The organism is Ferruginibacter sp. (genome assembly GCF_031391665.1).
Classification (GTDB): domain Bacteria; phylum Bacteroidota; class Bacteroidia; order Chitinophagales; family Chitinophagaceae; genus Ferruginibacter.
Map to the genome: position 1 here is coordinate 1 of NZ_JANMUN010000051.1, position 12,784 is coordinate 12,784.

A 12,784-nucleotide genomic window follows, 5' to 3' on the forward strand; every position below is an offset into this window, starting at 1 on the left:
CCTCAGCGTGCAAAATCCTACATTCGACATTCCATATTCGACATTTCAAATTCACCATTGCCCATTCACCATTGCCCATTCACCATTGCCCTTTCACCCATCTCATACACTCACCACTCCATTCTTAATCGCATACATCACCAAACCCACCCTTGTCTTCACATGCAGTTTTTCAAAAAGTGCATCCCGGTAGCCATCAATGGTACGTGGGCTCACAAACATTTTATCCGCAATTTCTTTGTAGGTCATTTCGGTGCAGGCGTATTTTAAAAAGTCGGTTTCCCTTTCGTTAAGCTGCAGTATGTTTTTTAATTCGCCACCCTCATCATCTAATTTATTAATGGCATGAATCAATTTACCGCTAACCAAATCGCTGTAGTAATAACCTTTGCTCACTACAGCATCAATAGCCGCTTTTAATTCTGCCGGTTCACTGTCTTTTAAAATATACCCTTTGGCACCGCTCTTTAGCATGCGGATGATGGAGTTTTCGTTATCGTACATGCTGAGGGCTAAAACTTTCACCGAAGGATAATTATCTTTCAGCCAGCGGGTAGTTTCAAAACCATCCATTAAAGGCATATTTATATCCATCAGTACTACATCCGGTAAAGTTTTGTCATTCAGTTTTTCGATAAATTCTTTACCATCATCGGCTTCAAAAATAACCGGGTAGCCAAGGCTTTGCACCAATTGGGCAAGGCCAGTGCGGAGAAGGGAATGGTCATCTACTAAAACAATGGAAGGCATGATGCTGGTTTAATATTTTCGTAAAATAGTGTATTTGTTTGAAAAAGGGTGAAAACACGGTGGTGGGCAAAATATTTATCGTACATTTTTGTGTGAAAAAGAAAGTTGCAGATGTGTTTGGAAATGTGGAAGATGGGTATTATTATAGCAGTAAATTATTTTTAAACCTGATAAAATTTTAAATTATGCCGACATTAACAAAGACTCAGTTAAGTCAATTAAACTCTTCTTTACTTTCTTTTGTCACTGTATTCGAATCCGGGTCATATGATGTAAGCGACAGAGCTGATGGTAATGTAGTTATAACTTTAAATTTAATTGCGGGTAAACGTCCCGAAACAGGTGGAGGACTTAAAAAAAATAACAAAGATAAAAATGCTAAAAAGGTTAAGTTGAAATAGTAGATTATTTAAAAATTGTTTCTAAAAATTTTGGCCATAGCGACTTTTTGCTAAAAACTGTGGCTTTGTTTTTATAATAAGAATTCACTATGCGATCAGTTTTATAATTTTCACTATTCAGAGGAAATAAAACTGATGGACCGGTTAAGTTTATATCTTTTTGTGAGGCATCGGTACCAATATTTTTCTCTTTGTAAAGGCTTATCTTAAGTAAACATTTAATTATGAGTACAAGTTTTTTTGTAATGATTGATCCGTTTGATTTTAATATATTTAAACAGAATTTAAAATCCATTAATTCAAACGGACTTCTATCAGAATTGTATCCCCAATGAACCCAAGGCTTGGATAATTGCCGGTCTTTTATAAGTTGACTTCTTGTTTTTTCTTTATTAAGGTTTAGAAACAATAAGGCTACGTTAAAAATGAAATTAATGATTCCGAATAAACTAAGTCGTATACCCAAAATTGCATTTTTATTTTTTACTCTTGATACCGTATCTATATTTTTACTGCTTAAAATAATATTGTTTATTATAGTATCTATATTTTTTTGTTCATTTAGTGTGTCAAAAATATCTTGATATACGTAACCATTAAACCCTATTGTAGCAGCAGGAGCAACAAGATTTTTAAATTGACGCCTGAATGACACACAGTTATCAAGCATAAGCATAAAGCAATTCATCATTACAAGTACATCAATTTTCCGGGAAGAGTATTCATTAAATGCTTCGTTAAAATCATCAACTGGCATTAATGTATAGTTATCCTTCTTTTTAATTAAATCAAAAATGACAAAGTCGAATACGTTTTGTACATACTCGATTTTTCGCTCTTCTTTGTATTCTTTATCTGTGGGAACAAGTTTTACAAAATTCTCATACCTGGGAAACATTCCAAGCCCTCCCCCATGATCATATGTAACCACAATTTCTTTTTCGCCCTTTTTTTGTTGTGTGTCTTTTAATAATGTTATAAGATCTTCCTTATATCCTAAATTAGTTTGTTTATAACAGTTAAGTTTTATAAATTGATTTGGATTATTGATATTTCTTTTAAGCTCTATTGATATTGAAAATAACCCTTCTGGAAGCGTTTCGCTTGTCTCCAGATGATCAGCAATTAGGTGAGTATTATCGTTTAATGTAAACAATAAATAGACAACTATGTCATCAGTAAAATTTAGGTTTATTAATTCAGCAATTATTTTTTCTAAGTATTCATCACTGATTACATCATTGCCAACATTTTGGATTAAAAAAATAACTTTCCATTTATAATTCATAATACCTATGTTTTTTTTTAAAGTTAAATATTTTTTTTTGGTTAGCTTTTTAATCACTCAATTTTCACCTTATTCAGCAGTCTCTCAATTGCAAAAAATGGTATTTGTAAAAAAAATAGGACTGCATGAAGGTTTATCTAGTGTTAATGTAAAAAAAATTATCAAGGACACAAAAGGATTTATTTGGATCGCTACACAAGATGGTTTAAACAAATACGACGGAAAAAAAATCGTTTCATACGGTAAAGAAACTAAGGGAATATCATTATCAAATGTTGATATCTGGGATATGCAACTTGATACCATCAATAACCATCTATGGATATTGGAATATGACGCTTTAGACTGTATCGATGTAGTAAACCAAAAAACTATCAAAAAATACAATTCTGATTTTTTTTCTCCTTTAGTAGGAGATAATGTTTGGCTAAAGCAAATGGCACTTATCGGAGATGAAATTTGGATTGGTACAAACTCTGCTACAATTATTTTAAATACGAAAACAAATGCCATTAGTCAGCTTAACAGTTATAGTAAATCAAAGCGTTTTGAAAAATCAATAAATTCAATTGAGTCATTATTTTATGAAAATGCAAACTGTATTTGGCTGATGTCGCCCTTTGAAGGTATTACAACAATTAACCCAATAAACAAATCTGTTATCAATCAGTATGGTTTTTCAGATAGTGCCGCAATAACTATAAAGCCAAACAATAATAACCGAGCCTTCTATTCGGTAAAAAAAATAAATACAAATGAGCATTTGTGTGCCACAACCAGTGGGTTAATTACTGTGTACACTGACGGAAAAGGCCAGCTTGATTTTAACAAGGGATACAAGGGATTTTTTTTTAGAGAAACAATTAAGTCAGTAGATTACAAGAACAATAAGCTGTTAATTGCCACAGCAAATGGGCTGTATTCAATTTACAATAATAAAAAAATAGCTTTTTTTGATGCAACAAGTAGAGAGTATGGTGACTGGTTTGAAAATATTACAAATGTAAACGAAGACGAGTCAATCATATATATTGCCTCCCAAAAAGGTCTTGGTATAATTACCTCAAAACCATGGCTTGAAAAATTTACAAAATCACTTGATAACAAACGCTTTGAGCATACTTACTTTCAGCATCCTGTAAATGACTCAGTAATTTTTATTTCCACTCCAAATGAATTTATAAAATTTAACACAAGCAATTTGAGAGCTTACTCAATTGCGGAAGGTAAACCTTTCTATTTTTCTTTCCTATTGGATGATTCAAGTCTTTTGGTTAGTTCTAATAACCAATTTTACATTTATAAAGAAAACAGGCTTTTGCCTGTACAAAATGCTTACCCTGAATTGAATAAAATTTCATCAGAGGCATTTAATTCAATGCAACGAGTTAATAAAGATGAGTATGTACTAGGTTCTGAATCACAAAAAGGTATATACATATGGAATAAAAAAACGAAAACATGTTTAAATATTTCTACTGAATCTAAATCTCCAAGACTGTTAACTAATATTGTAAATTATGTTTTTGTAAACGAAAATAAAGAGATAATTGTTTTGTCAGATAATTATGTCTCCAGGGTAAATTCTACAACCGGTCAGGTAACTAATATTCAATATAAAGACGCACTCGGTAAAACTTATACATTTTATTTTGATTTGATTGAAGGAAAGGATTTTTATGCGATTACAGTATATGGTCAAGGGGTTTTGCTGACTGACAAAAATTTTCGAATAAAGAAAACCTACGCATTAAAAGATGGATTAACTAATCTGGGAGTTTATAAATTATTCAATTATAACGATTCGATAATTTATGTTACCACTAACAATGGATTCGCTGGAATAAATCTTAAAACTGGTAATCTAAGAATGTTTTTTGAATCAGATGGTTTGCATTCCAATTCTTTTGAAGAGGGAAGCGGAACGATATATAAGGATAAAATTTTTGCTGGTGGGAATAATGGATTTACAATTATTCGGCCATCGGAATTAAAACTCAACAGTACTCCACCTAAACTTTATATTTCACGTTGTTTTATTGAAACAAAAAAAATGTTAATTGATAGCTCAGCTTTGGAGTTAACAAAAATGGGAATCCCCAATGATGTTTTACAAACTACAATATATTTTAGCGCAATAAACTGGTCTAACCCTGATCAAATAAAATTTGCGTGGCGAGTAAAGGAACGGAATAATGAATGGAGTAATATTGGCATCCAAAACTTCATTACCCTCATCGGCCTTTCCCCCGGCACTTACCACATTCAAGTAAAAGCCGCCAACGAAGATGGCGTGTGGAGTGAACCTAAAGAACTGGTTTTAGAATTCCTTCCCAAATGGTACCAAACCTGGTTGTTTAAGCTATTGGTATTTTTAGCCACCGCAAGCATCATCTATGCTTTTTACCGTTACCGGATAAGGCAGATAGAAAAACAGCATGCTATTAGAAAAAATATTGCCACCGATTTACATGATGATTTAGGCAGTACATTAAACAGCGTAAAGGTGTTTACCAACTTAGCCATTAGTGGCGTAAAGCAAGAAGAAAGCTTGCAGCAGGTAAAAGATAATTTAACCGAAGCCACAATGAGCCTGCGGGACATGATTTGGGTACTGGATGATTCTTTAGATACGGTAGATGAACTGGTAACAAGGCTGAAACAATTTGCATTTCCAATTACAGCTGCAAGTAGTATGGAGTTAGTTATTTCAGCTGGCAGTGATGTTAATAGCCGCAACCTTACCAAAGAAGAAAAACGCAACCTATTTTTAATTTGTAAAGAAGCTATTAACAACAGCATTAAATACTCCGGCGCCACACAAATAACAATAGCTATAATACCCGCCGGTAAAAAAATACAAATTATTGTATCCGATAATGGTAAAGGCTTTGATGAAGCTACAGTTAAAAAGGGCTATGGGTTAAAGAATATGCAATACAGGGCGGGGCAGATACATTATAAACTAGAAGTAAATTCAACTTCCGGTACAGTTATAAAAATAATACCGGGCTAATAAAAACAGTGCAACTTAAGCAAGGACTAACTAAAAAAGGTTAAAACACCTTTTTAAAGTAAATATTTTGAAGTTAATTTTGGAAATGTAAAGTATGAAATTCAGTATAATTTTTATTGTATTTAATTACTGCTAATAAAATATAGATTATGCCCATAAAACCTAAATCAGAAAATATGAAATTGAAAATAGCAATCATGCTATTCCTTTTTATAGCATTAAGCAATTGGAGTAAAGCGCAAAATGGTGTATCACTTGTTTTTAATCATAATGGGAATTTAATAAGTACCCTGCCAGACACAATAACAGGCATTAAAGAATTTATAATTCAAATGCCGGTAAAATTATACACAAAAGAGAAGAAAAATATTGAGGAAAAAAGAGAGTCTGTAAAAAATCAAATTATTGATGCTTCCAGTTTTTTTTATAAATGTTTAATTCAAGGAAAAACTTCCGATTCAGGGAGGATAAGAAAACTATATACGGATGATAGTGGAAAATATTCTTTTCAATCCGAAGATGTACGCTTAAATAAAGCTGAAGCGGAAGGTTCCCGCCTGTTTCCCCCTAAATTTATTGATCATTACACACTGCTAAACAGGATGCTGCAATTAACAGACGGAACAGGGATAATAGCTGGGGAAAATACAATGCTGCCATATTCAGTAACAATAGGAAAAGGTAAAAAACAGCTAAAATGTGTTTGCATCAAAAAACAAAAAGAAACTTTTGATTTTTATTTTACAAATACAGAGCCTGTAAACACCGACGGGAGTTTTACTTATACTATAACCTATACCGATATTTTACAAAAGCTAACACTTAATCACTTAAATGATGTGTATGGAAGAAATGATAGCACCATACGGATACTTAACCTAATTGATGCTTTTTTTTCCGGCGAGGTAAAAAAAATAGCTGATTCAATTAATGCAACCGTTGATTCTATAGCACTGCTGGCTGAATTTCCTGAAGGGTCTCAACTGAGAGAGGGTAAAGAAATAGGATTATGGAAAAAATATAATGGGCTTAAACAGCGACTTATTTACAAAATTGGCGATGTTGCAAAAGACAGTACTCTTTTTCAAACTTCACTAATATTACAACAATGGATTTTTAAGTGGGCATGGCTTACAGGTGGTACGGGCATATTAAATCCATTTAAGTTTACTTCAGGAAACAAAATAGGCATAAATAGTATTGACAGTGACTCACTTAAAGTAAAGGAGATTTTTTACAGCCGCCTACTGGATTCTCTGAAATCGTTTGCTGACCTGGCTAAAATGGAAGACTTAGTAAATGCCAAAATGGAAGCCTTAGTAAATTATAAACAGCGGATAAAGAATAATAATAACGAAGTAACCAGAAACAAAAACAGGCAGGCTGAAAATGATAAGCTAATTGATAAGCTTGCATACACCGGCATAACACTTTACGCTGGTACCATTTTTACTGGTAACCGGCATAATATAACCCGGAATTACTATTTCGATAATGACATAAAAGCCAATAAAAACAAGTTCAAGTTTAAATATCCCGATGATGACAGTGTGTACCTGTTGTATCATAATGTACCTTCCGGCACATTAATGGAAATACAAGGAAACTATAAGCCTTTTGATGATACACCAGACTTTACGAAATTTTTAAGCAAAGCCATTGATACTTTAGGTGGGCTTTACAGTTTGGTTAGCGGTGCATCTGGTAATTTCACAAAAATTTTAAATAACCTTTCTACAAACGGAACAAGAAAATATACAGCTCCAGCTTACGAGACGGCGAATAACCCTTTTGCCATATTTGAAACGGTTATTAATCCTGGATTTGCTGAAAGTAATTTTGAATACAAGCGCAGTATAAATATTACGCGTTATGCTAAGTCCTTAAGTAACGATACTGTAAATCAGGCTAGGTCAATTCAAAATAAAGATTTTATCGAAAGGCTACAGCATAGCAAAAAAAGCTTTATAGATACGGTAAAGCAGGATATGAAAAATGGTGATTTAAAATCGGAAAACAATAATCAACTTAAGATTGTACTTGACAATTCACAGGGCAATAGAGAAAAACTACAAATAAAAAACAGATTTATAAATGTTTTTAATAACAATAAAGAGATAAAGGAAATTTTTGAAAACCGCATTAATATCTTGCCTTCAACCCTTTTGCCTGTGGATTATCAGGATACACTTTTTAAAATATTCGACGAGATAAACGCCTTAATAATTCGGGCAAACACAATTTCAATAACTGAACGTAATTATTATAAATTTTTATCAAAAATTGTAACCTCAGCCCCAATGCCGTTAGAAGGATTTTCAGTAGAGGAAAAAACAGATACAACTCCCAAATATAAAACACAGGCTTTTGTGCCCGATGCTAAAGAAGCACCATATAAATTTGAATACTCTTTTACAAAAGTTATTAAATCGGACACAGCAAAAACTGGGTATCTTAAATTTAAAACGGACAGCAGTTATTTTAACATAGGCAAACGCTACAGGTTTCAACTGGCTGCGGGGCTGGCTTATTCATTTGCACCAATAGTACGTACAAATATTGATACCAGTAAAAATAGCTTCTCTGTAAATAAAGATGAAAACAAGATGAGGATTATTGCAGGTGTAAGATTTTACCTTGGTAAAGGAATATATCAGCATGATAACCGCTTTATTCCAAGAGGGAAATTAGGCTGGCTTGATAAAACAAGTATTATGGTTGGAGTAGGCATACCCAAGCCATTAGATAATTATTATATTGGCGCAGGTTATGATATTGTACCTGGCTTTAACATAAATTTGGGCGGCCATTTTTACCGGTATATCAATTACAATATTGCCAATAATACAATAGTAGATAATTCATCTATACTAAAAGTAAACAGCTATGTGGCAATAACAGTTGACCCAACTTTATTTGTAAAATTTTTTAAAACGCTTTAAAATGAAATATACAATTATAATTTCTTTGTTTCTTGTGGCCCTACTTGCTGCATGCAAAAAAGAAAGTGATTTTGGAAATGGCTATGTGCATGGGAAAGTTTATTTAGCTGATAAATACACTAGTACAGGTAATAATGAGCCCTTGGCAAATGCAACTGTAAGAATTCAATACACTGATAAAGACACTGTAAATGGTTATTTGTATTCTGTAAAAACAGATAATGATGGTTATTTTATTTTTGAGAATACTGTCAAGGACAAAGAGTATCTCATTTTTTCAGAAACTGAAAAAACTAATACAACCAATCCAAAAATAATTTTTTACAATAGTAAAGCTGTGAAATCTGCAACTGATCAAATATCATTGGTGTTAACGGCGGATAACAAAAAACAGAATGCTCTTTTTATTACTACGGCAGATCAGTTTGGAGGTAAATTGCAAAACGTTAATGTATTTGTTTATAGCTCACGGGTTTTGGCTACGGCAGACTCAGGGGCAGTAAGTGGTATAGGCAGTGCATTCCAGTTTCAGTCCGATACTTATGGCCGTATTTTTAAAACAAATATCACTGACTCTGTTTTTATTAATGCCAAAGGCGTGTATGGAAATGTTACACTGAAAAGGGCACTTTATTTTGGTTTGCCGGCAACAACAGGTGTATCAACAATTCCTTTAACTTTAAAATAAAAATTTATTATTTATTACATTTTTTGGTGTTGACTGATTATTAATCACCCCCACTCAAACCTTACGCACTCATCACTCACATAATCTTCTTTATTTTTTACAAACTCCGGTAAGCCCGGTGCCTGTACTTTTTCTTTGCGGTTTTCTTTATCTGCTACTAGTAAGTTAAGTGCCAGCAGTTGCGCTAAAATATCTTTTGTATCATCAAAACCATAAGCCTCCATTACTGCTTTATCCAATGCCGCATGTAAATCTTTTATTGGGTTTGCACCGGGCTGTTCTAATAAACGGTACAAATCTCTTAGGCTCATATTGTATTGCTTAAGTGTGGCGGTACGTTGTATATGAAATGCTTTGGCTGCGGCCGCTACTTTTTTTATTTGTACTTCTGTTGGGGTTTGTGGCCAGGGGAAAGTGTCCCATATTGCAGCAGAATTATAATTAGGAGTTTGCCCTAATGTGGTACATTTTTTTAAAAACCATTTCCAATGTATGCCTGATTGAATGATTCCAAATGAATAATCATCTTCAAACATAAATGCCATTACCTTATCATTTGGATTGATATAGTTTTCAAAGAATTCAAATATTGGACGTTGAGTTACTCTTGCACATGAAATATATCTTTTCAAATTACTTCTTTCATTTAGCATATCTTCTCTGCCATAAGATAACATCCACCAGTTTTTATAAAAATTAATATGATGTTTATTTATTTTTGCTTTGGGGTCATTCTTTAGTAATTCTTTATTTACATCTTCTTGTTCTTTGCCTCTTGCTTCTCTTTCAGGCAAAACAATTTTCTCAATTATTTTAAAAATATCTTTATAAGTAGAAGCTTTTAAAATATCCATCTGTGAAAAATCAATTACAAACCTACCCGGTTGTGCATTTTTATTTCCCACTAATTCTTCACCAACTAAAAATGGTTTCAGCACATTCTTATACTCAGGGTTTTTCTTTAATAATTTTATACCTTCTTCTTTAGTTAATAAAAAGCCTTCGTGTCCATGGGTTTGTCCTTGAAATACTTTTTTGGGTTTTTTATTGCATTGTAAAGCTTTAGCAGAAGTAACATCAGTATTTAAACTAAGGCTACTATTAATAATCACTTCAACATGTTTTTGCAATTCTTCATTTTTATCGGTCGTGTATAAAAGTCTTTCGCCATGATATTTTCCTTTTACCCAACTAACAATACTTACAAATACGGCTGCTTCGCCACTCCACTCAATACTGCTTACCGCATTAATTATTTCACCACCATTGTTTATAATATAATCAAGACTTCCTTCACGGCTATTATTTTGTCTTATAGTATTAGTGCCAACAAGGCCTGCAAAATGGGCTGGTAGTAAATGATTATGTGCTTTATAAAACTAATAAACACAAAAATCTGCAAGACCGGAAATTTCAGGATATGCTTTTCTTATTTTGTTAACGTATGCTGATCCGAATTCTTTTTGCATTTTTGTTTTACTCTGAAATGGAGGATTACCAATTATCACATCACATTCCGGCCATGGAGTAAATAAAGCATCGGCACAAATAATATTGTCATCTAAATTATCTAAGGGCAAAGTTTCCTGTTTGTCCATTGCTTCTTTAATGCTCATTTCTTTTGCAATCATTAAAGTTACTTTGGCAAGTTCCACAGCATTAGGATTAAGGTCTATGCCGAAAAATTGCTAGGTGCTTACATGCTGGCAGTTAACTGCATAATCCCAGCTGGTTTTTTTATCAGCAATCAGTTTATAGTGCTTTAGTATTTCTTTTTCTATCAGCTTTATTTCTTTATAGGCAATAAATAAATAATTGCCGCTGCCGCAGGCAGGGTACAGCACTTTATAATTGCATAATTCTATATGCAGTTGTTGTAATGCTTCGGCAGTTATTTCTCTTTCTTTGGCATCGTGTTTATCCAATACATTATCTATCTTTTGCCGCCAGGGTTGTACTATTACAGGGTCAACAATCTTTTTAATATCAATTTCATTGGTGTAATGGGCTCCAAGGTTGTGGCGTTCTTTTTCATCCATATTGCCTTCAAATATGGCCCCAAATATGGCAGGGTTTATATGCCGCCAGTTTTTAGTGCATGCAACATCCATTAGTTCCACTTCTCTTTTGGTTAATTCTATCGGTATTATTTTATCAAACAAGCCGCCATTAAAATAATCTACATCTTTATACTTGCCTGCCGGTGTAATACCCTTGCTGTTCATTTCTTTAAACAGGCCACCAATAAGGTCGTAGGTTTCGGGTATTTTGTCGTAACCGCTTCCTTCTTTAGCCAAACATTCTTCAATTAATCTTGTAAATATTTTGCCCGGTAATAAATCAATATCTTCTGCATACATACAAAGCACACACTGCAGGCAGTAGTGCATGGCATCTTCTTTATTAACAAGTGGTTTTCGGTTTTTATCGGTCAGGCTTTTGTAAACGTAGCTTACAAATTTGGCAGCATCACCTGTTACATCTTCCCTGTCAGTTTTAAAGAGAGGTTTTTTTCTTTGGGTAATAAAAAAGTAAAGGCTTCTTTACGTAGCTCTAATTTTTCAAGGTCAATTTTTTCCTGTGCTTCGTAAATGTCTTTATCAAAATCATAAATCCAAAACTCATCAAAATTACAAAGCATAACATAGTTGGGGCGGTTTGGCAACAACTGGCTCCAGTAGCTAAAAGCCTGTTGCAGGTGTATGCTTAAATCTTCGCCACGTTTCTTCATTTCAATCAGCACTCGTGGTTTCCAAACTAAATCCGCAAAAGAAGTAGTTTTCTTTTTATCGTTTTTTATTCGGTATTCGCAATCGGCACCCGCTGCTTTGTAACCATCGGTATAACCCAATGCCATAAAAAAGTGATCTAAAAAAGTTTGAGCTTCACCTTTTTCATCGCCTTTAATGTGTTTGCTGCAGTATTCTATAAACAGGGAAAAATCCATTCAATTAGGGTTGAATATCGAAAATAGTGAACAAAACGCTAATGTCAAAAAAAGGTGTTTTCACGCAGGTTAAAGTGGGTTTTAGTACGGTTGAGGCTGGCTGTTATTTTTTGGAATATTTACATATTGTTAATTATTAAACCAGCAGTTATGAAAATACGAATTTTAATTTCTATAACTACTTTTTTGGGAGTCTTAACTCTTTTAGTTTCATGTAATCAACAGGAGACCTCCAAAAAAACAGAGTCTGTTGCAACAAAAAAACTTAATGAATTTTCGGGTAAAGAGTTATACGAAGAAATGCAATCCCGAAATAAATTTAATGGAGAAAAGAAAATTGTCGATACCCCTCCACCCATTATTGTTAACCCACAGCTTTCTTCTTATTCCAACAAAGAATTATACGAGGCACTATTGGTAATTTATGGTAATGACAACAGGAAGAACCCTTACGATAAGTCAATAACTGATACAGTTATGTTAAGAAATTATAAAAAGGTTGCCTGTTTGATTAATGCATCGCAATTGCAATTGCAGCGGGATGGTAATTATAAACTTAATCCATCTCGTGTTTACACAACTATTGGTGGAAGAAACCTTTGTAATGAAGAAAATTTTTATGGAGAACCCGTAGCTAGTTTTTGTACGGGGTTTGCAGTTTCAAAAACAATGTTTGCCACTGCAGGGCATTGCTTAAACAAAGAAAATCTGAAGGATAAGTTGTTTATATATGGCTTTATGATGAAATCGCG

At 33.3% G+C, this 12,784-nt stretch carries 9 protein-coding genes and 1 pseudogene; 5 read left to right on the forward strand and 5 right to left on the reverse strand.

Annotated elements, in window-relative coordinates:
• Positions 1 to 102: 102 nt before the first annotated feature.
• Entirely contained in the window at positions 103 to 750 is a 648-nt protein-coding gene (locus ACY651_RS03840) for a response regulator (RefSeq protein WP_462249882.1), read from the reverse strand.
• Between the two features lie 185 nt (positions 751 to 935).
• On the opposite strand from ACY651_RS03840, the gene ACY651_RS03845 reads away from it, so the two are divergent.
• Positions 936 to 1,151 carry a hypothetical protein gene (locus ACY651_RS03845; RefSeq protein ID WP_462249884.1) on the forward strand — a complete coding sequence of 72 codons (216 nt, stop codon included), beginning with the start codon at positions 936 to 938 and terminating at the stop codon, positions 1,149 to 1,151.
• 4 nt (positions 1,152 to 1,155) lie between these two features.
• Here ACY651_RS03845 and ACY651_RS03850 read toward each other — a convergent pair whose 3' ends face one another.
• Positions 1,156 to 2,439, reverse strand: coding sequence for a clostripain-related cysteine peptidase (locus tag ACY651_RS03850; RefSeq protein WP_462249886.1), 1,284 nt, complete (start codon positions 2,437 to 2,439; stop codon positions 1,156 to 1,158).
• Between the two features lie 37 nt (positions 2,440 to 2,476).
• Between ACY651_RS03850 and ACY651_RS03855 the strand changes: the two genes are divergently transcribed.
• From ACY651_RS03855 to ACY651_RS03865, 3 genes are all read left to right on the forward strand, one after another.
• Positions 2,477 to 5,455 carry a sensor histidine kinase gene (locus ACY651_RS03855; protein ID WP_462249888.1) on the forward strand — a complete coding sequence of 993 codons (2,979 nt, stop codon included), beginning with the start codon at positions 2,477 to 2,479 and terminating at the stop codon, positions 5,453 to 5,455.
• Between the two features lie 197 nt (positions 5,456 to 5,652).
• Positions 5,653 to 8,397: a hypothetical protein gene (locus ACY651_RS03860; RefSeq protein WP_462249890.1), complete on the forward strand. Its 2,745-nt coding sequence runs from the start codon at positions 5,653 to 5,655 to the stop codon at positions 8,395 to 8,397.
• Position 8,398: 1 nt separating this feature from the next.
• Positions 8,399 to 9,085, forward strand: coding sequence for a transthyretin-like family protein (locus ACY651_RS03865; protein ID WP_462249892.1), 687 nt, complete (start codon positions 8,399 to 8,401; stop codon positions 9,083 to 9,085).
• Between the two features lie 44 nt (positions 9,086 to 9,129).
• Here ACY651_RS03865 and ACY651_RS03870 read toward each other — a convergent pair whose 3' ends face one another.
• The 3 genes and pseudogenes from ACY651_RS03870 to ACY651_RS03880 all read right to left on the reverse strand — a co-directional run bounded on the left by ACY651_RS03870 (position 9,130) and on the right by ACY651_RS03880 (position 12,032).
• A complete protein-coding gene (locus ACY651_RS03870; protein ID WP_462249894.1) occupies positions 9,130 to 10,215 on the reverse strand; it encodes a type IIL restriction-modification enzyme MmeI in 1,086 nt (361 codons plus the stop codon).
• A 249-nt stretch (positions 10,216 to 10,464) separates the two neighbouring features.
• Positions 10,465 to 11,475, reverse strand: a pseudogene (locus ACY651_RS03875) (DNA methyltransferase).
• Between the two features lie 86 nt (positions 11,476 to 11,561).
• Entirely contained in the window at positions 11,562 to 12,032 is a 471-nt protein-coding gene (locus ACY651_RS03880; RefSeq protein ID WP_462249896.1) for a type IIL restriction-modification enzyme MmeI, read from the reverse strand.
• Between the two features lie 150 nt (positions 12,033 to 12,182).
• Here ACY651_RS03880 and ACY651_RS03885 point away from each other — a divergent pair.
• Positions 12,183 to 12,784: hypothetical protein (locus tag ACY651_RS03885; RefSeq protein ID WP_462249898.1), on the forward strand; the 602-nt coding region annotated here is incomplete at its 3' end.

Excerpts from the sequence above, each read along its gene's own strand:
- ACY651_RS03840 (WP_462249882.1), bottom strand. The coding sequence starts at position 750 with ATGCCTTCCATTGTTTTAGTAGATGACCATTCCCTTCTCCGCACTGGC.
- ACY651_RS03845 (WP_462249884.1), top strand. The coding sequence starts at position 936 with ATGCCGACATTAACAAAGACTCAGTTAAGTCAATTAAACTCTTCTTTA.
- ACY651_RS03850 (WP_462249886.1), bottom strand. The coding sequence starts at position 2,439 with ATGAATTATAAATGGAAAGTTATTTTTTTAATCCAAAATGTTGGCAAT.
- ACY651_RS03860 (WP_462249890.1), top strand. The coding sequence starts at position 5,653 with ATGCTATTCCTTTTTATAGCATTAAGCAATTGGAGTAAAGCGCAAAAT.
- ACY651_RS03865 (WP_462249892.1), top strand. The coding sequence starts at position 8,399 with ATGAAATATACAATTATAATTTCTTTGTTTCTTGTGGCCCTACTTGCT.
- ACY651_RS03880 (WP_462249896.1), bottom strand. The coding sequence starts at position 12,032 with ATGGATTTTTCCCTGTTTATAGAATACTGCAGCAAACACATTAAAGGC.